Genomic DNA, 23,538 nt, shown 5'->3' with positions numbered 1-23,538 from the left:
TAAAAGTCAACACAGAGTTGTCCTAAACCTCGGCACGGTTCTTGCTTAAAATCCTTTACGACTTATGTTTTGTAAAAGGATCCTTAAATAGCCTTTACGTCTTTTGTTTGTTTTATATTCCATGGAACCTCTTTTTGCAGCTGCCTCGATCCAAAACAAGGGAGTCAGACGCAATAAGGATTTTCATTTATTATACGCATGCAGGGACGGTCCCTGCCGGAGCTTACTCATGGGGCTTACTAAAAAAAACGGAGGGATGGTCGGCGGCTCCGCTTCCAAAAACCTGGAAGTGGGAGGCGGCAAAGTTTTGACCACGCCTTTGACGCTAAAACTCCAAGAACTGACCGACGTCTGTTCTGTTCTGGAGCCGGAAGTGGACCATCCCCAGGATTTTAAGGCCGGCATTTTGCTAGTGGACGACAAGCCGGAAAACTTGCTGGCTCTCGAGAAATTATTGGAAGCGCCTGACGTGGAAATCGTCAAGGCCTCCTCGGGCAACGAAGCTCTCAGCCTTATTCTTGAAAGGGAATTCGCCCTGATTTTACTGGACGTTCAAATGCCGGGAATGGACGGGTTCGAGACCGCCGAGCTGATTCAAAGCAACAAGGACACCAGGCATATCCCCATCATTTTCGTCACCGCCATCAGCAAAGAACAAAAGCACGTGTTCCGCGGCTACGAAGCCGGCGCCGTGGACTACTTGTTCAAGCCCCTGGATCCCTACATCCTTAAAGGAAAGGTTCGAACTTTTTTGGAGCTCCATCGGCAGCGCCTTACCTTGGAGCACATGAACCGGATTTTAAAAAAATCCAATCAAAAAATTCTGGAGCAGCAAAAGTCGGTCATAGAAGAGGAAAGGCTGAAGGTGCTCCTGCAAATGGCGGGGGCCACGGCCCATGAATTGCGGCAGCCTCTGACGGCGCTTTTAGGCAACATCGAGCTGCTGCGCATGTTCTCTCATGCTCCTGAAAAACAGGACAAAATCCTGTCTCAAATTGAAGAAGCGGGCGAACGAGTGGCTGAAATCGTAGAGATGATTCAAACCATCCGGCGGGACGAAACCAAGGCTTACGCCGGAAATATAGCCATTATCAACCTGGAGCAGGAAACCAAGGTTTTATACGTGGAGGATAGAGACGCGGATTATAACTCCATCACCCAATCCCTGAGCAGCAACCCCCGGTTGAAAATTTTCAGAGCGTACGGGGTAGGGGACGGCATGGAAATTTTACAAGCCCAGGATCCCGACCTGGTGCTGCTGGATTTTTACCTGAGCGACGGCACGGGCCTTGATTTTCTGGCGGAAATGGAGAAAGCCGGGGAAGATGCGCCGGTGGTGGTCATTTCCGGCCAGGGCGATGAAATGGTGGCGGCCCAGATGATTCAGGCGGGCGCCTTTGACTATATCAGCAAAAGCCGGGCTGACGCTGCCACGCTTTCCCGCACCATCGCCACGGCTCTGGAAAAGGCCAGGCTTCGCAAGGAAACCCGGCTGGCCCAGGAAAAAATTGTGGACATGTCCATCACGGACGAACTGACCGGGCTTTCCAATCGCCGTTATTTTAACGAGGTGGTCGACATAGAAGTCCAAAAAGCCCGGAACAACGGTTCTCCCCTCACCCTGTGCATGATGGACCTGGATCATTTTAAAAACGTCAACGACACCTACGGCCATCTTACCGGAGACAAGGTGCTCGCAGAGACCGGCGCCCTGCTCAAGCAGGGTTTCCGCAGCCACGATATGATTTTCCGGTACGGCGGCGAGGAGTTCGCAGTGATCCTGCCCGATACGGACCTGGAGCACGCCAAACGGGCCTGCGAGAGGTTTCGGGAGTCCGTGCAGGAGCACGTCATGGACGCCAAAGTGAAGCAGGTGAAAATCACCATCAGCATCGGCATCGCAAATATGCCGGGCGAACAAATCATGGAGGCCGGCGAGTTGATCGACGCTGCGGACCACGCCTTATACAGGGCCAAGGAGCTTGGCCGCAACCGGGTGGAAGCCCCGTAAAAAAATCCTGCTTTTTGCTCTCGCCCTGAACCTCTCAATCGTTGTTCAGGGTGATTTTTTTCTTGCCAAACCCGCATGATTTTTCCAATATGCCTTCCATGGCCTGTTTCCCTCAGCGGAAAACCGGCGCCGCCTAATTTTTATTTTCAAAATCAATCGGGGCGATGCAAATAACCTCCCGAAAGAACAAGGGGAAAAACCTCAACAAAGGAGCCTTATCAATGACCTCGCAGGACGCTCTTAAAAAGCAAGCTGCAGAAAAAGCCGTGGAATACCTGGAATCCGGAATGGTAGTGGGACTGGGTTCAGGCAGCACCGCCACCTTCGCCATTCACGCCATCGCCCGCCTCATGAAGGAAGGCAAGCTGAAGGATATCGTGGGCATTCCCAGCTCCACCCCCACGGAGGAAGTCGCCCGGTCTTTAGGCATCCCCCTGGTCGGGTTTGAAGAGCATGCGGTCATTGACGTAACCATCGACGGCGCCGATGAAGTGGACCCGGACCTGAACTTGATCAAGGGCGGGGGCGGCGCCTTGCTGCGGGAAAAAGTCGTGGCCCAGGCCACCAAAAAGAACATCATCATCGTGGACGAAAGCAAAATATCCGATAAGCTGGGCACGATCTTCGCCCTGCCCGTGGAAGTGGTTCCCTTTGCCACGGCCTCCGAAACCCGCTTTCTGGAATCCCTGGGCGCCAAGGTGACGGTCCGGGAAAATCAATTGGGCAAAGCCTTCCAGACCGATAACCACAACCGCATCCTGGACGCCGACTTCGGCCCCATGGACGACGCGGTGAAAATCGGCATGGCCCTTTCCCAACGCGCCGGCGTGGTGGAGCACGGATTGTTCCTGGGAACCACCGCTTTGGTCATTGTGGCCGGCGCAGACGGCATCCGGGAAATGAAGGCTGCTTAATTCTTTTTGAACAGACCTTGAAGCTGCAAATTGCCTAAATATTTAATATGTGAGGGGGTATGGCCTTTACCGTTGAGTTGGCCGAAGGCGAGAGGGTGGAGCAGAATATTCATTTTCTGATAAAAAAGGAACTGTTTTTCCAGATGGTTCTGACCAATAAAGGGGCGTATTGGCCAGGGCGGAAAAAGTTTGCTGTTTCTGATCCCATATACACGGAGTTTGCTCCGCTTTCCAAAATTGTGGACGTTGTCGTTCAACCTAAAAGCCTGCGGTTCGGCCTAATGGTGGGCGCAGTCATGATCCTGGCGGGATTGGCGTGGGGCTTCGCCGGACTATTCCTTATAGGTGACGCGAGAAACATAGTTTACCCAGCGGTGCTGCTGCTTGCAGGAATCTTTTATCCGCTTTTAGTGCGGGGAAAAAGAGTGATCAGGATTGTCGGGGTGGATAAAAAATTTTCCTGGACCTCGCCGGTGATGTTCGGCAAATCCAAAAAGGACATGATTGAAGCCTCGGAAAACATCAAAGCCTGGGCGCTGGAGCATCGCCTGATTCGGCCCAAGTTCGAATAAATGGTCTAAAGGCGTAGCAGCGGACCGCCCGCATGAACGGGCAATAAGGCGGGTCATCCGCCCCTATCAAGGCCTGCCTCCGTGCTTACGCCCCCAAATGATGATCTGCTCGAACACCGGCTCCAGGGCCAGGCCCTTGGCGGTCAGGGAGTATTCCACCTTGGGCGGCACTTCCGCATAAACCGTCCGCTCCACCAGGCCTTCCTGCTCCAGTTTCCGCAATTGCTGGGTCAGCATTTTGGGACTGATCTCAGGGATGGCTTTTTTCAACTCTCCGAATCGCTTGGTCCCTCCCATAAGCTGGGCCAGAATCAATAAAACCCATTTGTTTCCGATCATGCGAAGCGTGTCATAGACCGGGCAGCTATTATCCGAACAAATTGTTTCCATTAAAATCTCCAATAAAATCAATTAAAGTAACTCATTGGTAATTATATTACAAAAAGGCGCCTACTTTACAAGGGATATCATCATGAATACTATTGAACGCATGGAATATTTCAACGCTTGCCGATTCACCCCCAAAAAAAAATGAAGGAGACCCCATGGAAGTCAAAGAGGCCATCAGAAAACGGAAAAGCATTAGAAAATTCACGTCCCAGCCTGTTTCCAAAGAAGACTTGCGGTCCGTCCTGGAACTGGCGGCCTGGGCGCCTTCGGCGGAAAACACCCAACCTTGGGAGTTCTTCGTGCTGGGAGGCGAGGTGCTGGACAAAATCCGCGAGGCCAACGTGGAAAAGGTCAGGAGTTTTGAACTGCCTCCGGAGGAAATGCATTACATCCTGGTGGAGCGGCCCAAGGGCAGCGTCTATCGCGAAAGGCAGATAGAAATCGGCAAGGCCTTGTTCGAGTTGATGGACATTCCCCGGGAGGACAAGGTCAAACGCGCTGCGTGGATGGAGCGGGGCTTCCGGTACTTTGAGGCGCCTGCGGCAATCATCATTGCGGCGGAGATGTCATTGCCCCTGCAGCAAACCTTTCTGGACGTGGGCGCCGTCATGCAGAACATCTGCCTGGCAGCCGCGGACAAGGGCCTGTACACCTGCATTGAAAACCAGGGCGTGACCTACGCGGACGTGGTGAAAAAGCACGCCGGCATTCCGGAGTCCAAACGCTTGGTTGCGGCCATCGCCATCGGCTATCCGGACTGGGATTTTCCCGCCAATAAGGTGGAAAGCCAGCGCGAGCCTATCGATAACGTCATCACATGGTGCGGGATGTAATTGGAGCATTATCCGCTCCTGCACTGCAATTTCTTCCGCTTCTTTGATACTGAGCATGCTAGGAAACAAGGGCTGTTCGCCGACTGGGCAAGCGGCCCTTTTGTTTTTCCTGTCCCAATTTCCCCTTTATTTTTTTCAAAAACTTCGATACTTATTGTCCAAGCGTTCAAAAAATGACGAGACGACAAGGAGGGGGCGTCATGGAAAGAGCTTTGGTTACGGGCGCGGCGGGGTTCATCGGATCCAACGTGGTGAAAGAGTTGCTGTCCCAGGGAGTGAAGGTGCGGGCCATGATCCTGCCCGGGGAGCCTACGGACAACCTGGAAGGCCTGAAAATCGGGCGCACGGAGGGGAATATTTTAGACCCAAAGGACGTGGCCAGGGCCATGCGGGGCGTGGACGTGGTATTTCATCTGGCGGCCATTTACTCCACCTGGATGCTGGATTGGAGCAAAATTTACGAGGTCAACCTCCAGGGCTCCCGCAACGTTTTGTGGGCGGCCATGAAGTCCAAAAACGTCAAGCGGGTGGTTTACACCAGCTCCATCGCGGCATTGGGAACCAGCCAGGGAGGCGGACTGGCCAACGAAGAGACGCCCTTTGACCAATACGCCATCAACGCCCATTACGTGCTGACGAAATATCTTTCCCAGCAGGAAGCCCTGGGATTCGCCCAAAACGGCCTGGACCTGGTGGTGGTCAACCCGGCCTTTCCCTTCGGACCCGGCGACATAGCGCCCACGCCCACGGGCGAAATGATCAAGGGGGTTCTGCAAGGCAAGGTCCGGTTCCGGTTTGACGGCGGCATCAATATCGCGGACGTCCGGGACGTGGCCAAGGGCCATGTGCTGGCCGCGCAAAAAGGCAGGACCGGCCAAAAGTACATCCTGGGGAACAAAAACATCTCCATGGCCGATTTCATCCGCCTGGTGCGGAACGCCGCCGGCATGCCCGACGTTCCGCTGCCTAAAATCCCCATTTCCGCCTTAAAAGCGGCTTCCTTCCTGTTCAAGGCGTGGGCCGACCATTTCTCCCACAGCCAGCCGTTAATGACGCCTTCGGACGCTGAAATGGCCTCCAGATATTTGTATTATGACGTTTCCAAGGCCCGGGACGAACTGGGCCTGGAATGCCGTCCCATTGCCGAATCCATTCGCGACTCGATCCAATGGTTTCGGGAGAGGGGCGTTTAATTTTTTCATCCGGCGGGAATCATCCCGCGGATTTGTCGGAAAAAGCATCAAAGCAGAAAAGGTAGTGAAATCATGAACAAAGCAATTTTGGAACGGATCCTCATGGGATTCAAAGGGTGGACCGGCTGTTCCATGGGCGACGTCCTGGGCGTCGATCCCAACAGCGCAACGGCCGATCATGTACGAAACCTTGGCTGGAAAGAGGTCATGCAACTTTTTCACGCCGCCGTAACTCCGAAAATGGACGCCCTGAACGGGGAATACAACGCCGAGGTTTTGGACGTGGGCGTGCTGGCCTTTCTGGCCTCGTTCATCTCCCACAACCTTTTCGGCCCGGGCCATTGGGACGGAAAAGGATTCAAACCCCTCAAGGAAGCCCGCGGATGGGGTTACAACATCTTCAGCGGCAAAAACGGCTCAGGCCCGGCCAGGGTGCGCAAGATGAACACCCGCCTGGGAATGTCCCGCATCGACGACCGGGACTCCTTTCATCTGGATTACAGCGTGCACAACAAGGGATTCGTCAAAACCATGCGGGATGAAATCCGGCAGATCAATCCGGACCTGTTCATCGGCATGGGATATTTGGGGGAAGCAACCGGGCCGCTCACCCCGGCGCCGTTCATCCTCCATGGCAAACCGTCTCCCTGGAAAGGCCCGGACGAATAAGCGCGCAAAAAGCAACTGCAAAAACCGCCTCCGGCGGCCCTCTTTTTGAAAAAAGAGGGGCAAAAACTTTTTAAAAGGCGCTTCGCGCAACACGATTACGAACAGACTTCGCATAGATTACAGTTGAATCCGCGAAGCCCCACAACAAAGCATTACAACGCACATTTTCTTCAAGCCCCTTCCCCTACTCAAAAGGGGAAGGGGCGAAATGCATCCCCCATGCGTCCCAAGCCGGAAAAACAATAATAGCCGTCTTAAATTACCAAAATCAAAGCCGCTCGCACTCCTCCATCCATCTTCTTTTGGAATAAATTTGACAGCACACTGTCAAGTTGTTACTTTATTTACAAACAGGCCTGAAGCCTGGAAACAAGGAGACTGCCTTTGTGATTGAAAATAAACGAACCCAAAAAGCGGAAACCCTGGTCGAACTGGTTAATGAGGTCTTTCGCCTAAACACTTTGATACAGGCCAACGGAGACAGAATGGTCCACCCCCTTGGTCTTACCAGCGCCCTTTGGCATGTGCTGGCCGCTGTACGGGAGGCCCCCCTGCATATGTCCCAGATCGCCAGGAACCGGGGCCTGACCCGCCAGAGCGTTAGGCGTAATGCTAAAATCCTGGAAGAAAAGGGATTCCTTGAGTTTATTGACAACCCGGATCATAAACGGGCTAACCTGGCGTCCCTGACGCCGAAAGGCAGTGAGATTTTAAGCAAGGTGGATGAGGTGGAAACCCTCATGTCCAACCACACGGAACAGCACTTCAAAATTCAGGAACTGAAGGATGCAATTCACGTTTTAAAACGCTTTAGCGAGCATTTGGAAACGCTCAACCAAGGAGAATAAATGATGGATAACAAAATATTGGAAAATACGCCTGATTTTCTGAACGTCCTGGGCTTGGACGAAGAGCCCATGGGCCTGTTTTTCACCGACGAAAAGCCCGAAGGCTGCCTGTCCCCCAAGCCCAACGACCTGCCCACCAAGGCCAAGGAGGAAAAAAACGAAATCGACTGGCCTGGCGTATTCGGCAAGTTTTCCTGCGTAATCGGTCACATTTGGAGGGCCCGCAAAAAAAAGATTCCGGCCTGCTTCTCCGCCCAGGAGTTCGGATGCCCCGGCGCCTCGTTTTGGGTGGGATTTAACAAGCCCCAGACCGAAACCATCATCGGCTACGTGTCCGAAGGCATTCCAAACTTTACGGAAGGGGAGCACTATTGCAAAACCCATGACGACTTAAGGCGCGTGTTCACGGAAATCGACCCGGTCCCGGCCCCCAAGCCCTATTGCGTGGTCAAGCCGCTCTCCCTTTTCAAGGAAAGCGAAGAGCCGGAATTCGTCTTGTTTTTCACCCGGCCCGAATCGCTTGCAGGCCTCCATCAAATGGCTTTTTTTGTGACCAACGACCCCGAAGTCGCAGCCTCCCCCTGGTCCGCCGCTTGCGGAAGCATCGCCGCCTGGCCCATGAAATATAAGGCCAGGGGTGAAGCCAAGGCCGTGGTGGGAGGATGGGACCCTTCGGCCCGTAAGTTCTTCAAGACCGACGAACTATCCTTTACGGTCCCCTATTCCATGTACGTGCAAATGATCGAGCAATACCAGGAATCCTTCCTGACCACCAAAACATGGTCCACCGTGCAAAAGAAAATCGGCCGCAGCAAAAAAGCCTGGAGCGAATAAACACACCGAAAACAAAACCGCCGGAGACGCATGAACGTAAAAAAAATAATCGCGCCTCCGGCGAAAAAAAAATTCTGCCATGCCTCCAGCGCCCAGGCGACCCTGAAAGACGGGCTGGATGTAAAGCTGGTTTTCGTCCGGGACCGGCGCAAAAAGGATTGGCTGGCGTTGTTGTCCACGGACCTGGAACTGGCGGACGAGGAAGTTGTCCGCATTTACGGAAAAAAAGCGCCGGTCCCCTGTCAATAAGGAGCCCGGCGCCTTGGAATTCAGTATATTGCCAGCGTGTTTAGAACTTCATGCCGGGCAGGTTGAGGGAGGCGGTGTTTCCGCCGTCCACGGCCAGGTGCTGGCCGGTCACGTAGCTGGACTCGTCGCAGGCCAGAAACAGGATGGCGAAGGCGATTTCGTGCGGGAGGCCGTAGCGTTTCATTTCGCAGCGGCTCCCCAGCTTAGCTTCCTTACCCGCATCCCGGGCGTAGTCAAAGACCATTTTGGTCATGCCGGTTTCGATGAGGCCGGGGCAGACCGCGTTGACGCGTACGTTGAACGAGCCCAGGTCGCAGGCCGCGGTTTTGGTGAAGTTGATGAGCGCGGCCTTGCTGGCGCTGTATGCGTTGGAGCCTGCGCCCGCCCGAATGCCCGCCACGGAGGCGGTGTTCACGATGGATCCGCAGCCGCGATCCTTCATGTAGGGCGCCGCGTATTTGGTCAACAGCACGGGGCCGATCAGATTGACCGCCAGGACCCTTTTCCAGTTTTCCTGGTCCTCGGAGTTCATGTCCGTAAAATCGCCGGTAATGCCCGCGTTATTGCAAAGAACGTCTATTTGGCCGTAAGTGTCCAAAGCCAAGTCCACCAAGGCTTTCACTTGTTCTTCGTCGGAAACGTCCGTGGTTTTATAAACCACCTTGGCGCCTTTTTCCTCAGCCTGGGCGGCGACGGCCGCAAGGGCTTCCTCGACTACGTCGGCCAGGACCAGTGATGCTCCGTGCTCGGCGAATAGCGTGGCTGTAGCGGCTCCGATTCCGCTGGCTGCTCCGGTGATAATGGCGGTTTTTCCTTGCAAACGGGGTCCGGTGCTCATGACGACTCCTCCTTGAACAAAATTTGTTTAGTAAATATCAGAATATCATCGGGTTAAGACAGGTTCAACCTCCGGGACGAATTTATCCGCTCCGCATCTGGGGAGCAGCCTGCAAAAACCTGGCGTTGATCGCGCAAAACTTGTTGCAAAATCGATAACCAGGGCGCGCAACCAAGGCTTGACGATGCCGACTCGATCCCCTATCATACACGAATTGGCACATTCGTGAAAAACAAAAATTCGGAGAAAACCCATGCCCCAAGCCCAAGTAAAAGGAATTACCCTGTATTATGAAACCCACGGCGACCCGAAAAATCCGCCTCTTATCCTGATCATGGGCCTGGCGAGCCAACTGGTCCGGTGGCCGTTGGAGTTTTGTGAGATGCTTACGGCTCAGGGGCTGTACGTAATCCGGTTTGACAATCGCGACATCGGCCTTTCCACCCAATGCGACGAGACCGGAGCGGCGGAAATCGCCGCCATCACCAAGAAGTTCCTATCCGGCGAACCGGCGAAGCTGCCGTATTCCCTGTCCGACATGGCCGGCGACGCAGTCGGGCTCATGGATCATCTGGGTTTGGCCAAGGCCCACATTTGCGGCCTGTCCATGGGCGGGATGATCGCCCAGGCCACGGCCATTGAGCACCCGGACAGGGTTTTGTCCCTGACTTCCATGCACTCGTCGCCGTCCAATCCCCAGGACCCGTCCTTACCCCGCACCACGCCCGAGGCCACGGAACGGCTGCTGGCCCAGCCCCCTGATGACCGGGAAGGGTACATTCAGCATACGGTGGACTCCTTTCGGATTTTCGCCTCAAACAGCCCCGTCTACGACCCGGAATGCGAGGCCAAAATGGCGGCTGACCAATGGGATCGCGGCTATCATCCGTTGGGGATCTCCCGGCAATTTCTGGCTGCGACCTTTTCCGGGGGACGCCTGGAGAAATTGCGCGGGCTCAAGGTTCCGGCCCTGGTCATTCACGGAGACTCGGACACGCTCATCCCACCCGAGCATGGCAAGGTTACGGCCGAAGCCATTCCCGGCGCGCGCCTGATCATGATGAAAGGCGTGGGGCACGGCATGGCTTTTCCGTCCACCTGGGAGGACACGGCCCGGGAAATTGCGGCCCTTGTGAAGTCCGTTTAGGAAAAATCCCAAATTTGCTGGCATTCGCCCTCGGATAAGTTGCAGGCGGCGGCACGGTACGTGCATAAATGAGGCGTGCACGCCGGATTGCATCCATGGATCGGCATTCCACCCAACCAAATATTTTCGAATAATCCGGCATGCTTTGGTTTAATCCTTTAAACGGAAAGCGTCATGCCGGATTATATCGGACAATATCAGATCCTGGAAAAAATCGGGGCCGGGGGCATGGCCACGGTGTACAAAGGCCTCCAGCCTTCCCTGGACCGCCTGGTGGCCATCAAGATACTTGCGCGCCAGCTTTCAGGCCGGGAAAGCATGATCAAGCGGTTCAACCGCGAATCCACCATCGTGGCCCGCCTGGCTCATCCCAACATCATCCACATTATAGACCGGGGAACCACGGCCGACGGCCTGTCTTATTTTGTCATGGATTTCGTTCAGGGCACGGACCTGCAAAAAGAGATTAAAAAGGGCTCTTACACCCTGACCGAGAAGATGGAAATCATGGTCCAGGTGTGCAAGGCTTTGGATTACGCCCATAAAAACGGAGTGGTGCACCGGGACATCAAACCGGCCAACATTCTTATAGACGGTCAGGGGCACGCCATGGTGGCGGATTTCGGCATCGCCCAGCTTGTGGACGACCACATGACCGGCGCGACCCTGACCCGGGAAGGCATGGTTCTCGGCACCCTGGCCTACATGTCGCCCGAGCAGTCGGCCAGCGCCAAGAATCTCACCCCGGCCAGCGACATATACTCCTTGGGCGTGGTCATGTACGAGTTGTTCACCGGCGCCCGGCCCACGGGATACTTCAAGTCCCCCCTGGAACACGATCCCAACATCCCCCGGGCCTTGGATGAAATCATCCTCCAATGCCTGTCGCCCGAGCCGGAAGACAGGGTGAAATCCGCGGACGTGATCAAGGAAGTCCTGCTGAACGAACTCAAGGGCGCCCACCTTGGGGGAGACGCCAAAATCCGGGCCCAGGGCATAGGGGGCGACGACGACAGCCTGGTTCTGCTGGACATCATCAAGGAACATAAGTTCGGAGCCGTGTATTTGTTCCGCCGCAAGCAGAGCGGCAAGCTCATGGTGGTGAAAAAATACACCGCATCCGTGGGCGGCTTGCCCGAAGCCCAGGCCTTTCTCAAACTCAAGCACAAGAACATCGTGAACGTGGCCGGAGCCTCGGGAAACAACGAGATTTACATCGTGGCCATGGAATACATCCGGGGCGGCAGCCTGGAGGAGCGCATGGCCAGGCCCTATGAATGGCGGGATGCTTTGGCCGTTGCACGGCAAATCTGCGAAGGCCTGGGTTTTGCCTACAGCCACAAGGTGTTGCACGGAAACCTGCGGCCTTCCAACATCATGATATCCAACAACGGGGTGGTCAAACTCACGGATTTCGGGCTGAAAGAGCATTACGGCAAGGAATCCTCCAACGAAAACTGGTACAACCCTTTTAAGGAGCCCAAGTCCCACCTGACGGACATCTATTCCACGGGCGCCATTCTGCATAAAATGATCACCGGCATTTTGCCCATTTGGCGGCAGGGGCAGTTGATCATCCCCCATTCCCTGGACGCAACTCCCAGGGAGGTGCGCGATCTAGTGAAAAAAATGCTGTCCAGGAAAGCCGAAGAAAATTTCAGCGGCGCTGGCCAGGTAATTAACGCCATAGACGGGATTTTGGCCGCCGATGAAAAAACCCGCTTGCAGGAGCAGGAAGCGGCCGCTTCCAAGCCGGCCCCCCCTTCCGCGCCAAAGCGGAAAAGCCAAACGAAACGGCAGGTAATGAGGCTGCTTTTGTTTCTGCTTTTTGTGGAGGCCGTGATTTATTATTTGTTTTCCACGGGCCAGGCGCCGCGGATCATGTCTTTTTGGACCGACCTGATCCAAAAAATTCCGATTTAGCGAGCCAAAAACTCCCAATTGGCGCGGTATTTGCTCTATACATTGTCGACGCGCCGCTCCTATACCAATGGAACGACCCCGCACCATAATTAGGGGCCGGAGATTGATCCTGACGTCCGGGCGTTGACGGAAGATGACAAGTTTTTGACTCTGGGAAGGAAAATGCAGAGATGAAGATAGAGTGCTCAAGTTGCCATAAAAAATATAATATTCCTGATGAGAAGCTCCCCAAGGATAAATCCATTAGCTTAAAGTGTCCGGCCTGCCAAAATCTCATAACCATCAACCCCCCGGCGCAGGCGCCGCCCATAAACACGCTGCCGGAAGGGGAAGCCCTGAAAAAGGCCATTGTCAAAGGGGTTAAGGATCTGCCGCCCATGCCCCAGGTCATCCACAAGGCCCGGAAGGTCATGGCGGACCCCAATTCCAGCTTTCAGGATTTGGCCATTGTCCTGGTTACGGATCAGGCCATCGCCGCCAAGGTGCTAAAAATCGCCAACTCGCCGTTTTACGGGCTTTCCGGCACGGTTTCCACCATTCAGCAGGCCTCGGTGGTTCTGGGGCAAAAGACCCTGAACGAAATCCTGACCATGGCTTCCGCCTCCCAGCTTTTGGACAAGCCCATGCCGGGATACGGCATGGATCCCGGCGAATTCTGGCGGCATTCCCTGTTGGTGGCTTTTGGCGCCCGCATCATTACAGGCCGCGCCAAACCCCATTTGGCGGAAGACGCTTTCGCCGCCGGGCTCACCCATGACGCCGGTAAATTGGCCCTGGAGCCCTATGTTGCGGAGCGCAAGGAAATGTTTCGGCGTTTGGCGTCCGGAGGCATGAGCTTTTTGGAAGCGGAAAAGGCCATCTTGGGGTTTGATCATTGCGAGATCGCCAGTGAGGTATGTAAGTCCTGGAAAATGCCGGAAAATATAACAACCGCCATTCGATATCACCATTATCCGTCCAGATCGGAAGGCGACTTTTTGTCCTACGCCCTGCATATCGCCGATACCCTGGCGCTAAATTGCAGCCTGGATTTTTCCTTTGACGATGTGGAATCCTCGTTCGAGGACGGCGCCCTGGAGTTCCTGGATCTCACCCAGGAGGAAGCCTTGAAAATCGAGGCGCTTATGCTGGAATCCGTTCAGAAAACCACGGAAACCATTCAAGCGGAATAACCGCAATGGGGGCCGTCCAACCGGGCGTCCCCTTTTCCCATCTCCCCCCTTTTAACATGCCGCTGGCTTTGATCTTCCGGTTGTGGTATTTTTTTCCTATCCTTAACGTTAGTTGCGCCTTGCTTTAAATCATCGGTAGGAAAACGGACCGGCCGCCATGAAAATCTGCTACATCGGAAACCCCAACGACGCGCACGCTTGGCGCTGGGCGAGAAACTTGGCCGCCTGGGGATATGACGTCCATTTTGTGGGCTGCGAAAAGCGCGGCATGGGAATTCCTCCGGGCGTGGCTTTCTACGACCTGGCCGAGCGGTTCAATCTGCCCAAAATCCGGTTCGCTGCATACGGCGCAGCGTTATTCGCCCTGGTGAGAAAACTGAGGCCTGACGTGCTTCACGCCCACACGGCCTTTGGGGCGGGCTGGCCCACGCCCATGGCGCTTTGGCGGCCAACGGCCCTTTCCGTGCACGGGTCGGATTTGTTTTTGCTGGATCAGACCTCCGTGCTGCATCGCACGCTCACCAAAGCGGCCTTAAACCGGGCCGACAAAATCCTTTGCGTTTGCGACGAGCTAAAAAACAAGGCCCTGGAGCTTGGCGCGCCCGAGTCCAAGCTGGAGGTCATTTATTTGGGCGTGGACACGGACGCGTTCCGGCCGGATGAGCCCGACGAATCCTTTCACCGGGAATTGAATCTGGGGGAGGGGCCGGTTTTTTACCTGTGCCGCATGCTGGAGCCTTTGTATCATCCCATGACCGCCGCCCGGGCCTTTTGCAAGGTCCACCAAAAAAATCCCAATGCCCGTCTGCTCGTTCCCTTGACCCGAGCCAGGGAAGACCTGCTGGCCGAGTTTAAGGACTGCCTGGCCGAGAGCGGAGCGCTTGAAGCCGTTCGCTTTCTGGACAACGTGGAGGACGACCGGCAAATGGCCAACCGGTACCAAATTTCCCTGGCGTCCATATCCCTGGCAGGATCGGACAGCGTGTCCCAGTCGGTCCGGGAATCCATGGCCTGTGCAACGCCCGTTATTGCGGGGGACATCCCGGCCATGCGCGCTTCCATCAAGGACGGCCATGACAGCCTGCTGGTCCCCATGGACGATCCCAACGCTTTGGCCGAGGCCATGCTGAAATTAACGGAAGACAAAGCCCTGCACCAAAAGCTGAGCCAAAACGCCCTGAAGTTCGTGCAGGAAAATTGCTCCATGGAAGCGCAAAAAAATCGCTTGGAACTTTTTTATAATGAATTAGCGGCGAAAAAGGCGGCCAAATGAAGCACGTAGTCCATCTGACATCCGTAAATACGCCCTTTGACACAAGAATTTTCATGAAGGAATGCCGGTCCCTGGCCAAGGCGGGATACAAAGTCTCCCTGGTGGCCCAGGCGGAAAAGGGCGGGGTGCACGACGGCGTGACCATCGTTCCCGTCCAGCCCTGCGCCGACCGCAAAGAGCGCCTAACCCGCGTCGTCCCGCACGTTTTTAAAACCGCGCTCAGCCTGAACGCGGACCTGTATCATTTTCATAACATCGAGCTGCTGCCCGTAGGGATTCTAATAAAAGGGTTCACCCGGGCCAAGGTGGTGTACGATGCCCACGAAAACCACCCGGACAAAGTGGCGGGCAAGGCTTATATTCCGGCGCCCATTCGCAAACTCACGGCCAAATCCGTGGGCGCCTTGGAGCAAATCACGGTTTTTTGCATCGACGCCATCGTCACCAGCATCGGCTCCCGTCTGGCAGCGCGTTTTCCGGCGGATAAAACCGTGATTCTGGAAAACTTCGCCCTGGAAGACATGGCCGACCTGTTGGACCAGATCCCCCGCACCTTTGAGGGCAATACAAAAATTCTGTACACCGGAGGCCTGCGGGACCATATCGGATCGTATCAGGTGGTGCAGGCCATGGAGCACGTTAAAACTCCGGGCGCCCACTTGACCATCATCGGCCAGGAAATCGACACTCCGGAAACCCGGGCGATAAAGCAGCTTCCCGCCTATGGAAAAAATGCAGAATTCCTGGGCATGACGGACCTGAAAGGCGTGTACGAACACATGCATTCCGCCGCCGTGGGCCTGATGTGCCTCCAGCCCTTGTTCGGGTACGCCGACACCTCGCCCAACAAGCTCTACGAATACATGTCCGCCGGCCTGCCCATGGTGGCCTCGGATTTTCCCCTATGGAAAGACCTTTTGGTGCGGGATAACACTGGCATGGCCGTGGACGCGACCGACCCCAAAGCCATTGCCAAAGCCATTGATCACCTTTTGGAAAACCCGGAGCTTTGCAGAAAAATGAGCGAAAGCGGCAAACGCCTTTTCAGAGAAAAATATTCCTGGACCTCCCAGGAAGCCAAACTCCTGGATTTGTACCAACGCCTTTTGTCGGAATAAATGGAGCCCCGCAGCTAAGCCGGACGACGCTATTTTATTTGTTGGGTGAACCTGCGCAGCAACGTCGTTGAGCCTTTTTACCATCTTTACAGCCGTCGATACGTTGTTGAATTCTTTGCATGTTTCCAGCGCAGAACCACCCAACCTACATCTTGTCCTCGGGCGGCGTAGGTTGGGTTGAGCTTGCGAAACCCAACAAAATCAAGCCTCTAAACCCCATTATCTGCCCGTTTACCGCCATAAACCGTCATTCCAGCAAATGAAGTTCATGGGACATAAAAAAAGGGAAAACCCGTCATCAACAGGTTTTCCCCTTTTACATCAAATATATGAAACCTGGGCGACTGATCCGCCCGGAACAGCTTTTTAGTCTTCGCCGATGGCGTCGTCCGGGATGTCCGCGCTGGTGTAGACGTTTTGCACGTCGTCGCAGTCATCCAGGGTCTGAAGCAGACGGACCATTTGTTCGGCTTCCTTGCCGGTGACTTCCACGGTGTTCTGGGGAAGTTTGGTGACCGAGGCGTCTTCCGTTTCGATGCCGGCGGCGTCAATGGCTTCCTTGACCGCATCGTAATCATCCGGCTGGGTAATTACTTCAAACACGTCTCCGGCTTCCCGCACGTCTTCGGCGCCTGCTTCCAGGGCCACTTCCATGAGGGTGTCTTCGTCCGTGACGCTTTGGTTCACCACGATGTAGCCTTTTTTATCGAACATCCAGGCCACGCAGCCGGCCTCGCCCAGGCTGCCGCCGCACTTGGAGAAAATATGGCGGATTTCCGCGGCCGCGCGGTTTTTGTTGTCTGTCAGGGATTCCACCAGAACGGCGCCGCCGCCGGGGCCGTAGCCTTCGTACTGGAATTCCTCGTAGTTCACGCCTTCCAGTTCGCCGGTGCCTTTTTTAATGGCGCGCTCCCAGTTGTCCTTGGGCATGTTTTCAGCCTTGGCGGCGTTGATGGCCGTGCGAAGGCGGGGGTTTGCGTCCGGGTCGCCGCCCCCCATGCGGGCGGCTATGGTGATTTCCTTGATCAGCTTGGAGAAGACCTTGCCGCGCTTGGCGTCGGCTGCACCCTTCTTATGTTTGATTGTTGACCATTTATTATGTCCTGACATGGGATCCTCCTTTTTTGCTCCAGCCCACTACGTAAATCTCCCGGCTTTGTTTGCGGGTGCTTTCGGGCTTGAAAATTTTATGTTTGGTAAAATATTTTTTTACATCCTTTATAAACGCATCAAATCCTTCGCCCTGGAAAATCTTGCATACAAACGAGCCGCCGGGCTTGAGGACCGTTACCGCCGCGGCCAGCGCCGATTCGCACAAAGCTGCGGACTTGAGGGCGTCCACGTTCTTGATGCCCGTGGTGTTCGGGGCCATGTCGCTCAGCACCACGTCAAAATCCCTGCCGATTTCGTCCAGGAATTCCTGGGTCAGTTCAAACGCGTCGCCTTGAATAAATTCTGCGTTCGGCTTGTCCGGTTGATCCATGGGCTTGAGATCCAGGCCGATGACCCGGCCTGAGTCGCCCACAATTTGGGAAGCGTATTTGAGCCACGACCCCGGAGCGCAGCCAAGGTCCAGGACCTTCTGGCCGGGCCGGAGGATCTTCCACCGTTTTTGCATTTCCTCCAGCTTAAACACAGAGCGGGCGGGAAAGCCGGCCTTTTGGGCTTTGTCTGTGTAATGATCCCGCCAAAGGTTTTTGCCCTTTTTCTTTGATTTCATATAAGAAAAAACTCCTTGAAAGTCAATATGCTCCGGTTTTCTACTTGGGAATTGTCACAGATTCACCCGGCTTTCAACCAAAACCAGCTTTTTGTAAAAAAATAAACCATTCCGCCGGACCCTGATCCTGATCAAAAAAGGTGCTCCAGGGCCTGGCTGACGGATTTTACGCCCACCACCTTCACACCGGAGGGCGGCCGCAGGTTGCGCAGGCTGGACGCGGGCGCCAGGCATTGCTCAAAACCCATTTTGGCGGCTTCCTTGATGCGGGTTTCCATTTGGCCCACGCCGCGGATTTCTCCGGTCAGGCCCACCTCCCCCATGAGGACCGTGTCCCGGGGCACGGGCCTGTCCAAAAAGCTGGAGGCCACGGCGCCCACCATGGCCAGGTCCACGGCCGGTTCGGTCACCCGCACGCCGCCGGCGACGTTCATGAATACGTCCTGATCCATCAAGGGCATGCCTACTTTTTTCTCCAAAACCGCCACTAAAAGCGCCACCTTGTTGGAATCCAGGCCCAAAACGGTCCTGCGCGGACTGGCGAAGCTGGAGGTGCTGGCAAGCGCCTGGATTTCCAGCAGGATAGGGCGGGAGCCCTCCAGGCTGGCCGTGACCGCCGAGCCCGAGGCGTGCTCCGGCCTCTCGGACAAAAACACGGCGCTGGGGTTGCTCACTTCCATAAGGCCGTGTTCGGCCATTTCAAAAACCCCGATTTCGTTAGTGGAGCCGAACCGGTTTTTCACGGCCCGCAACACCCGGTAAATATGATTCCGCTCCCCTTCAAAATAAAGCACCGTGTCCACCATATGCTCCAGAAGGCGCGGCCCGGCAATGGCCCCGTCCTTGGTCACATGGCCCACAAGAAAGGTGGGGATGCCGGTTTTCTTTGCGTGCATGGCCAGTTTGAAGGTGACTTCCCGAACCTGGCTGACCGAGCCCGGGGCCGAGGTCAGGTCCTGGCTGTACAAGGTCTGGACCGAGTCCAGAACCACGGCCTGGGGCTTTTCCTGATCCAACACGTCCAGAATCTGCTCCAGGACGATTTCGCTGTACACAAACAAATTGGGGCTGGGCGACCCGGTCCGCTGGCTTCTCAATTTGATCTGCCTGACGGACTCCTCGCCGGATACGTACAAAACTTTCAGGCCCGTATACGCCAGGGACTGCATGACCTGAAGCATCAAGGTAGACTTGCCGATGCCCGGATCCCCGCCGATAAGCACCATGGACCCGGCCACAAGCCCCCCGCCCAGAACCCGGTCCAATTCCATGATGCCCGTGGTCAGGCGCTCCTCTACAATGCCGTCCACGGAGTCGATGGGCACGGGCCGCGACCCCGGCCCGGACAGGTCAAAGGGGGCCTTGACTCCCGATGATGCGGCCTTGGGCTTGCCTTCCACCATGCTGTGCCACTGGCCGCAATCCGGGCACTTGCCCATCCACTTTGGGGTGGTGTATCCGCAATCCTGGCAGGTGAATACTGTTTTTTGGGCTTTTTTCATGGAATAATCTCCTGGCCGAACCGTCTCAAAGCATGCATTTGGGGTTGTTTTGACCACAACATGGGGCTATTATTACCCCCTAAAGAAAAAATTGGGTAAAATACTCCCATTATGTGCTTGAGACCGTGCGCCGGTTCTGATACACTTTACCGTCGTATTATTCTCCGGTCAAAAATTTTCACCGGGAGCGGTTAGGCATGGCGGTTCAGAGTCCGATATGAGTTTGATTGATTATCATGTGCACACCCCCTTGTGCAACCACGCCAAAGGGGAAATGGAAGCCTATGTGCAACAAGCGGTCAAGTTGGGGCTTGCGGAGATTTGCTTTTTGGACCACCTGACCCTGAGGCCGGACGGCAGCTTTTTGTCCATGAGCCCTCAGGAGGTTCCTTTGTATCACCGGGCCGTAAAGAGGCTGGCTGCAAAATACGAAGACCGCATTTGGGTCAAGGTGGGCCTGGAAGTGGACTTTGACCTGGAAACCATGGAGCAGGCCATGGAGATCGTGGATGCCCATTCCTTTGACGCCATTGGCGGGTCGGTGCATTTTATCGGGGAATGGAACATGGTTTCCCATAAGGAACGGGATAATTGCCCTTTCCGGGAATGCGAGGACATGTTCGCCGAGTATCTGAATCATTTGGAAACCATGGCCGAGCATTCTTTCTTTGATTTTTTATGCCATCTGGACGTCGTGGGCAAGTTTGGAGACAGCCCCCAGGACCGGATGGAAAACCGTTGGGATCAGGTGATTGACGTAATCGCCGGCAAAGGCCTTGCTGTGGAGATCAACACCAGCGGCAAGCGGCACCCCAAAGGGGAGCTTTACCCCAGCCTGTGGATTTTGCAAAAGCTGAACCAGGCGGGAGTTCCCATCACCCTGGGGAGCGACGCCCATTCCCCCAAGCAGGTGGGCATGGATTTTGACGAGGCCGTTTCCCTGGCTCGGGAAGCGGGATACCATAGTTTGGCGACTTTCTCCCATCGCATCCGGGGAGAGGTCAGCCTGAGCCCTTAACAGGGCTTGGTTTTTAAACGGAGGGCGAACCCGGGCGGCTAGCGGCGCCGGGTTCGCCGAACTGAGTTGGGAGCGTGTTTGTGTTAAACCGGTTTGTTGGATTGTTCGCAGCCCTTATTCTGGCTTGTTTGTCCGTACCCCCGGCTATGGCCTCCGAGCCTGCGCCGCCTCCTTTTGAAGCCTTGAAAAAAAGGTTGATCCAGGACGGCTTCACAGAGGCCCAACTGGATAAAATTTACGGCGCCGAGAACGTAAAGCTGGACTTATCCGTGGCGACGGTGTACTTCCGCCACAACGAATCCAAGCTGAATTACGACCAGTTTTTAAAGGACAAACCCATAGCCGACGCCCGGGCTTACATGAAGGAGCACCAGGCCGACCTGGAAGCGGCGGAAAAAGCCTACGGCGTGGACAAGGAGGTCATCACCGCCATTTTGATGGTGGAGACGCGTCTGGGCGGATACGTGGGCACGAAGCCGGTTATCAACACCTTGTCCACCCTGGCCGCTTTATCCGAGCAGGAAAAAAAGGACCAACTGTTTGATGCGGTGTCCCAGAAGAAAACGACGACCAAGAAAAAGGTGGAGTCCTGGGCCGACAGAAAAGCCTCCTGGGCGTATGTGGAGTTGAAGGCCTTTCTTAAGCACCTGGACCCGGATGAATCCGACCCGGCCAGCATCAAGGGCTCCTTTGCCGGCGCCATGGGGTATTCCCAGTTTATGCCCTCCAATATTTCCGTGCACGGAGCGGACGGAAGCGGAGACGGCAAGGTGGATTTGTTCACCCATTCCGACGCGATAGCCAGCATAGGGAAGTACTTGAAAAACCATGGCTGGCAGCCGGGGATGGACGCCGAGAAAATGAAGAAAGTATTATTATCATACAATAATAGCACGTATTACGCCAACACGCTGTTGAGAATACGGGCGGTCCTGAAGGGGGCGTCTTGAATTTTGCAATAACTGTCATAAGCCTGGGAACCGTGTTTTTAATTTTAACCTGGCTGGCTATTTTTCACATTATGGCCCGGGATTTCGGCTCGCCGGTCAGGAAGACCGTCTGGGGCCTTGTGGTGGTTGGCCTCCCTTTTTTAGGCGTGCTGTTGTACATAATTTGGGGCCGCAGGCAAGGCGTGCGGCCTTCTTTGGAAGAAATTACGGAATTGGAAGATGGCGTTCAAAAATGATTTGACAAGGCGGCTTCATTTTTGTAATAAGACCATCTTGTCCGCCACTGGCGGGCTGTCAACAAAAAGTGTGGTCCCATCGTCTAGCGGTTTAGGATATCGCCCTCTCACGGCGAAGACAGGGGTTCGATTCCCCTTGGGACTACCACTTCTTTCCTTTTCTGCATTCTTCCAAGACATTTCAAATACAATAAAGAGTTCCGCCGGCGTTTTGCGTCCACCGATGCAAGCCGGAGGATTGGGGTAGTCATGGATACATTTATGGAGATGTTCCGGCATCATCCGGACCCGGCTTTTTTGGCCGATAAATCCGGAAAGATCATCGGCTGGAACGCCCCTGCGGACGAGATGCTCGGTCTGCCGTACAGCCCGGAAAATGTGGATTTGGTCGCCAACAAAGGCGTGCACAGGTTTCACCCTTCTTTGAACGAACTCTTCGCCCAATGCATTCAAAGGGGCGCGGGTTCGGAGCAATGGGTGCTTCCTCTGCCCGGAGACATGGGCAAGCCCCATATCCGGTTTATAGTGACCCCCATCCAAAAAAACACGGGGGTCTCCGGCGCCTGGGCGGTCTGCCCCAGAAGCCATGAAGACCGGGACGGCGTGTGCTTTACGCCGGAAAACCCGGTGGTCCGCATGCTTTCGTTTTTGACCAACATGATTGAAAGCACGGTCAACGGCATTGTGGTTATGGACCCCAGGGGCAAGGTCCTCATGTTCAATAAAAGCATGGAGATCATGACAGGGTTCGCCTCGGAAGACGTGGTGGGCATTCCCGGCGGCGTGGACCTGTTTTACGGCTGGGAAACCGCCAAGCGCAACATGAAGCTCATGCGGAGCAAGCAGTACGGCCGGCCCGGCATTCTGAACATGGTGAAAACCGAGCTCAAGGATAGGGACGGCAATCCCTTTCCCGTCACCTTGTCGGCGGGAATCATGTTTGAAGACGGCCAGGAAACGGGCAGCGTGGGCATTTTCGGCGATTTGCGGGAAAGCGAGCGCCTTGCCAGGGAGCTGCGCTCCGCCCAGGAAAGGCTGATCCAGGCGGACAGAAACGCGGCCCTGGGCAGGCTTTCCGCCAGTGTGGCCCACGAAATCAACAATCCGCTTTCCGGCATTTTGATGTTTGCGGAAATCATGCAGCGGAGCCTGAAGGACGATCCGGTTTACAGGGACGACCTGAAGGAGATTATCGACCAGACCTTGCGGTGCAAGGCCATTGTCCGCAATTTATTGGGGTTTTCCCGGAAGTCGGACAACGGCAACGAGCCTTTTGACATTCCCGAGGCTTTTCGCCAGTGCCTGGACATTGTCCTGCCCCAGGCGAAATTTCAGGGCATTGAGGTGAAATGCGACTTTCAGCCCGACATGCCCAAAATGCAGGCCGACCGCGTTCAGATGCAGCAGGTGTTCACCAATTTGGTGCTAAACGCCGCGGACGCCCTGGAAGGCAAAGGCCTGATTTGCATTAAAGCGCGACACGATTTTGAATCCGGTTATTTTTTCATGGAATTCCGGGATAACGGGCCGGGAGTGGCCCAGGGGGAACTGGAAAAGATTTTCGAAAGTTTTTATACGACAAAACCCGTGGGTTACGGCACCGGCCTCGGCCTGTCCATCACCCAGGACATTATTCACAATCATGGCGGAACCATTGGCGTGGAAAATCATCCGGAAGGCGGAACCATATTCACCATCCGCCTGCCGGGGCCCAAAATCAAGAAAGAATCATGAGTTTGAAACAATACGTAGTTCTTGTAGTGGACGATGAGAGAGTCGTTCGAGAAGGATGTCGCAGGATTCTGGAGGCGGAGGGCTACCGGATCCTGATTGCCAAGGACGGGGAGGAGGCCATGGAGATTGTGCAAAGCAGTCACGTGGACCTTGTTCTTGCAGACTTAAAAATGCCGGGAATAGGGGGGTTGGAACTGCTCGCATGGATTAAAAGCAATTACCCGGGCCTGCCTGCCATCATCATTACAGGGCACGGCAGCCGGCAGCTTGAATCCCAATGCGAAGATGCAGGAGCGTTAGGTTTGATAAGCAAACCATTTATGGCCAGAGAAGTCGTTGACGCGGTAAAAAGCGCCTTGTAACCATGCAAGAAGGCAGCACGTCTAGGAAGGAC

Annotated in this window: 24 protein-coding genes and 1 tRNA gene; 20 read left to right on the top strand and 5 right to left on the bottom strand. The window is 55.1% G+C overall.

Annotated features, from left to right (window positions below):
• Positions 1 to 229 precede the first annotated feature (229 nt).
• The 3 genes from G491_RS33810 to G491_RS0111790 all read left to right on the top strand — a co-directional run bounded on the left by G491_RS33810 (position 230) and on the right by G491_RS0111790 (position 3,497).
• Entirely contained in the window at positions 230 to 2,011 is a 1,782-nt protein-coding gene (locus G491_RS33810; protein WP_015947733.1) for a diguanylate cyclase, read from the top strand.
• Between the two features lie 221 nt (positions 2,012 to 2,232).
• A complete protein-coding gene (gene rpiA, locus G491_RS0111795; protein WP_028314751.1) occupies positions 2,233 to 2,925 on the top strand; it encodes a ribose-5-phosphate isomerase RpiA in 693 nt (230 codons plus the stop codon).
• 59 nt (positions 2,926 to 2,984) lie between these two features.
• A complete protein-coding gene (locus tag G491_RS0111790) occupies positions 2,985 to 3,497 on the top strand; it encodes a hypothetical protein (RefSeq protein ID WP_028314750.1) in 513 nt (170 codons plus the stop codon).
• 66 nt (positions 3,498 to 3,563) lie between these two features.
• On the opposite strand, the gene G491_RS0111785 is transcribed toward G491_RS0111790, so the two are convergent.
• Positions 3,564 to 3,887, bottom strand: coding sequence for a winged helix-turn-helix transcriptional regulator (locus G491_RS0111785; protein WP_028314749.1), 324 nt, complete (start codon positions 3,885 to 3,887; stop codon positions 3,564 to 3,566).
• Positions 3,888 to 4,042: 155 nt separating this feature from the next.
• Between G491_RS0111785 and G491_RS0111780 the strand changes: the two genes are divergently transcribed.
• From G491_RS0111780 to G491_RS0111755, 6 genes are all read left to right on the top strand, one after another.
• Positions 4,043 to 4,720 (top strand): nitroreductase, encoded by a 678-nt coding sequence (locus G491_RS0111780; RefSeq protein WP_028314748.1) that lies wholly within the window; start codon positions 4,043 to 4,045, stop codon positions 4,718 to 4,720.
• 200 nt (positions 4,721 to 4,920) lie between these two features.
• Positions 4,921 to 5,913 (top strand): SDR family oxidoreductase, encoded by a 993-nt coding sequence (locus G491_RS0111775; RefSeq protein ID WP_028314747.1) that lies wholly within the window; start codon positions 4,921 to 4,923, stop codon positions 5,911 to 5,913.
• 72 nt (positions 5,914 to 5,985) lie between these two features.
• A complete protein-coding gene (locus G491_RS0111770; protein ID WP_028314746.1) occupies positions 5,986 to 6,582 on the top strand; it encodes a hypothetical protein in 597 nt (198 codons plus the stop codon).
• A gap of 386 nt (positions 6,583 to 6,968) precedes the next feature.
• Entirely contained in the window at positions 6,969 to 7,430 is a 462-nt protein-coding gene (locus G491_RS0111765; protein WP_051327200.1) for a MarR family winged helix-turn-helix transcriptional regulator, read from the top strand.
• Positions 7,431 to 8,264: a DUF169 domain-containing protein gene (locus tag G491_RS0111760; protein ID WP_248635376.1), complete on the top strand. Its 834-nt coding sequence runs from the start codon at positions 7,431 to 7,433 to the stop codon at positions 8,262 to 8,264.
• Positions 8,265 to 8,294: 30 nt separating this feature from the next.
• Complete coding sequence (locus G491_RS0111755; protein ID WP_028314743.1) at positions 8,295 to 8,513, top strand: hypothetical protein; 219 nt, start codon at positions 8,295 to 8,297, stop codon at positions 8,511 to 8,513.
• 40 nt (positions 8,514 to 8,553) lie between these two features.
• Here G491_RS0111755 and G491_RS0111750 read toward each other — a convergent pair whose 3' ends face one another.
• Positions 8,554 to 9,351, bottom strand: a complete 798-nt coding sequence (locus G491_RS0111750) for an SDR family NAD(P)-dependent oxidoreductase (RefSeq protein WP_028314742.1) — start codon at positions 9,349 to 9,351, stop codon at positions 8,554 to 8,556.
• A 253-nt stretch (positions 9,352 to 9,604) separates the two neighbouring features.
• On the opposite strand from G491_RS0111750, the gene G491_RS0111745 reads away from it, so the two are divergent.
• From G491_RS0111745 to G491_RS0111720, 5 genes are all read left to right on the top strand, one after another.
• A complete protein-coding gene (locus G491_RS0111745; RefSeq protein WP_028314741.1) occupies positions 9,605 to 10,498 on the top strand; it encodes an alpha/beta hydrolase in 894 nt (297 codons plus the stop codon).
• Positions 10,499 to 10,672: 174 nt separating this feature from the next.
• On the top strand, positions 10,673 to 12,421 hold the full coding sequence (locus G491_RS33805; protein WP_028314740.1) for a serine/threonine protein kinase: 1,749 nt from the start codon (positions 10,673 to 10,675) through the stop codon (positions 12,419 to 12,421).
• 170 nt (positions 12,422 to 12,591) lie between these two features.
• On the top strand, positions 12,592 to 13,593 hold the full coding sequence (locus tag G491_RS0111735; RefSeq protein WP_015947720.1) for an HDOD domain-containing protein: 1,002 nt from the start codon (positions 12,592 to 12,594) through the stop codon (positions 13,591 to 13,593).
• Positions 13,594 to 13,750: 157 nt separating this feature from the next.
• Positions 13,751 to 14,866 (top strand): glycosyltransferase family 4 protein, encoded by a 1,116-nt coding sequence (locus G491_RS0111725; RefSeq protein ID WP_028314739.1) that lies wholly within the window; start codon positions 13,751 to 13,753, stop codon positions 14,864 to 14,866.
• Positions 14,863 to 15,984, top strand: a complete 1,122-nt coding sequence (locus tag G491_RS0111720; protein WP_035218590.1) for a glycosyltransferase — start codon at positions 14,863 to 14,865, stop codon at positions 15,982 to 15,984. Before G491_RS0111725 ends, G491_RS0111720 begins: the two co-directional genes overlap by 4 nt.
• A gap of 366 nt (positions 15,985 to 16,350) precedes the next feature.
• On the opposite strand, the gene G491_RS0111715 is transcribed toward G491_RS0111720, so the two are convergent.
• The 3 genes from G491_RS0111715 to radA all read right to left on the bottom strand — a co-directional run bounded on the left by G491_RS0111715 (position 16,351) and on the right by radA (position 19,206).
• A complete protein-coding gene (locus G491_RS0111715) occupies positions 16,351 to 17,094 on the bottom strand; it encodes a YebC/PmpR family DNA-binding transcriptional regulator (protein ID WP_028314737.1) in 744 nt (247 codons plus the stop codon).
• Complete coding sequence (locus tag G491_RS0111710; RefSeq protein WP_028314736.1) at positions 17,081 to 17,704, bottom strand: RlmE family RNA methyltransferase; 624 nt, start codon at positions 17,702 to 17,704, stop codon at positions 17,081 to 17,083. The genes G491_RS0111715 and G491_RS0111710 overlap by 14 nt, the downstream gene beginning before the upstream one ends.
• A gap of 131 nt (positions 17,705 to 17,835) precedes the next feature.
• Positions 17,836 to 19,206 (bottom strand): DNA repair protein RadA, encoded by a 1,371-nt coding sequence (gene radA, locus G491_RS0111700; RefSeq protein WP_028314735.1) that lies wholly within the window; start codon positions 19,204 to 19,206, stop codon positions 17,836 to 17,838.
• Between the two features lie 217 nt (positions 19,207 to 19,423).
• Here radA and G491_RS30500 point away from each other — a divergent pair, with 217 nt between their 5' ends.
• From G491_RS30500 to G491_RS0111670, 6 genes are all read left to right on the top strand, one after another.
• Complete coding sequence (locus G491_RS30500) at positions 19,424 to 20,224, top strand: histidinol-phosphatase (RefSeq protein ID WP_051327199.1); 801 nt, start codon at positions 19,424 to 19,426, stop codon at positions 20,222 to 20,224.
• Positions 20,225 to 20,304: 80 nt separating this feature from the next.
• Positions 20,305 to 21,174, top strand: a complete 870-nt coding sequence (locus tag G491_RS30495; protein ID WP_035218588.1) for a lytic murein transglycosylase — start codon at positions 20,305 to 20,307, stop codon at positions 21,172 to 21,174.
• Complete coding sequence (locus tag G491_RS30490; protein ID WP_015947712.1) at positions 21,171 to 21,410, top strand: PLD nuclease N-terminal domain-containing protein; 240 nt, start codon at positions 21,171 to 21,173, stop codon at positions 21,408 to 21,410. Before G491_RS30495 ends, G491_RS30490 begins: the two co-directional genes overlap by 4 nt.
• Positions 21,411 to 21,482: 72 nt before the next feature.
• Positions 21,483 to 21,558: transfer RNA gene (locus tag G491_RS0111680), tRNA-Glu, on the top strand.
• A gap of 101 nt (positions 21,559 to 21,659) precedes the next feature.
• Positions 21,660 to 23,144: a PAS domain-containing sensor histidine kinase gene (locus tag G491_RS0111675; RefSeq protein WP_028314734.1), complete on the top strand. Its 1,485-nt coding sequence runs from the start codon at positions 21,660 to 21,662 to the stop codon at positions 23,142 to 23,144.
• The gene (locus G491_RS0111670) at positions 23,141 to 23,506 is read left to right on the top strand and encodes a response regulator (protein WP_015947710.1); all 366 of its coding nucleotides are present in this window, start codon (positions 23,141 to 23,143) and stop codon (positions 23,504 to 23,506) included. The genes G491_RS0111675 and G491_RS0111670 overlap by 4 nt, the downstream gene beginning before the upstream one ends.
• Positions 23,507 to 23,538: the final 32 nt, after the last annotated feature.

The sequence above is a fragment of the Desulfatibacillum aliphaticivorans DSM 15576 genome (assembly GCF_000429905.1).
Taxonomy (GTDB): Bacteria; Desulfobacterota; Desulfobacteria; order Desulfobacterales; family Desulfatibacillaceae; genus Desulfatibacillum; species Desulfatibacillum aliphaticivorans.
The sequence above is the reverse complement of the archived record's forward strand: the minus strand, read 5'-3'. Positions and strand labels throughout refer to the sequence as shown.

What these genes read in the sequence shown, in the direction of transcription:
- G491_RS0111745 (WP_028314741.1), top strand. Translation starts at nt 9,605, where the DNA reads ATGCCCCAAGCCCAAGTAAAAGGAATTACCCTGTATTATGAAACCCAC.
- G491_RS0111715 (WP_028314737.1), bottom strand. Translation starts at nt 17,094, where the DNA reads ATGTCAGGACATAATAAATGGTCAACAATCAAACATAAGAAGGGTGCA.
- G491_RS0111775 (WP_028314747.1), top strand. Translation starts at nt 4,921, where the DNA reads ATGGAAAGAGCTTTGGTTACGGGCGCGGCGGGGTTCATCGGATCCAAC.
- radA (WP_028314735.1), bottom strand. Translation starts at nt 19,206, where the DNA reads ATGAAAAAAGCCCAAAAAACAGTATTCACCTGCCAGGATTGCGGATAC.
- G491_RS0111760 (WP_248635376.1), top strand. Translation starts at nt 7,431, where the DNA reads ATGATGGATAACAAAATATTGGAAAATACGCCTGATTTTCTGAACGTC.
- G491_RS0111790 (WP_028314750.1), top strand. Translation starts at nt 2,985, where the DNA reads ATGGCCTTTACCGTTGAGTTGGCCGAAGGCGAGAGGGTGGAGCAGAAT.
- G491_RS0111755 (WP_028314743.1), top strand. Translation starts at nt 8,295, where the DNA reads ATGAACGTAAAAAAAATAATCGCGCCTCCGGCGAAAAAAAAATTCTGC.
- G491_RS0111675 (WP_028314734.1), top strand. Translation starts at nt 21,660, where the DNA reads ATGGATACATTTATGGAGATGTTCCGGCATCATCCGGACCCGGCTTTT.
- G491_RS0111770 (WP_028314746.1), top strand. Translation starts at nt 5,986, where the DNA reads ATGAACAAAGCAATTTTGGAACGGATCCTCATGGGATTCAAAGGGTGG.
- G491_RS0111785 (WP_028314749.1), bottom strand. Translation starts at nt 3,887, where the DNA reads ATGGAAACAATTTGTTCGGATAATAGCTGCCCGGTCTATGACACGCTT.
- G491_RS30500 (WP_051327199.1), top strand. Translation starts at nt 19,424, where the DNA reads ATGAGTTTGATTGATTATCATGTGCACACCCCCTTGTGCAACCACGCC.
- G491_RS33810 (WP_015947733.1), top strand. Translation starts at nt 230, where the DNA reads ATGGGGCTTACTAAAAAAAACGGAGGGATGGTCGGCGGCTCCGCTTCC.
- G491_RS0111750 (WP_028314742.1), bottom strand. Translation starts at nt 9,351, where the DNA reads ATGAGCACCGGACCCCGTTTGCAAGGAAAAACCGCCATTATCACCGGA.
- G491_RS33805 (WP_028314740.1), top strand. Translation starts at nt 10,673, where the DNA reads ATGCCGGATTATATCGGACAATATCAGATCCTGGAAAAAATCGGGGCC.
- G491_RS0111780 (WP_028314748.1), top strand. Translation starts at nt 4,043, where the DNA reads ATGGAAGTCAAAGAGGCCATCAGAAAACGGAAAAGCATTAGAAAATTC.
- G491_RS0111735 (WP_015947720.1), top strand. Translation starts at nt 12,592, where the DNA reads ATGAAGATAGAGTGCTCAAGTTGCCATAAAAAATATAATATTCCTGAT.
- G491_RS0111725 (WP_028314739.1), top strand. Translation starts at nt 13,751, where the DNA reads ATGAAAATCTGCTACATCGGAAACCCCAACGACGCGCACGCTTGGCGC.
- G491_RS0111720 (WP_035218590.1), top strand. Translation starts at nt 14,863, where the DNA reads ATGAAGCACGTAGTCCATCTGACATCCGTAAATACGCCCTTTGACACA.
- G491_RS0111710 (WP_028314736.1), bottom strand. Translation starts at nt 17,704, where the DNA reads ATGAAATCAAAGAAAAAGGGCAAAAACCTTTGGCGGGATCATTACACA.
- rpiA (WP_028314751.1), top strand. Translation starts at nt 2,233, where the DNA reads ATGACCTCGCAGGACGCTCTTAAAAAGCAAGCTGCAGAAAAAGCCGTG.
- G491_RS0111670 (WP_015947710.1), top strand. Translation starts at nt 23,141, where the DNA reads ATGAGTTTGAAACAATACGTAGTTCTTGTAGTGGACGATGAGAGAGTC.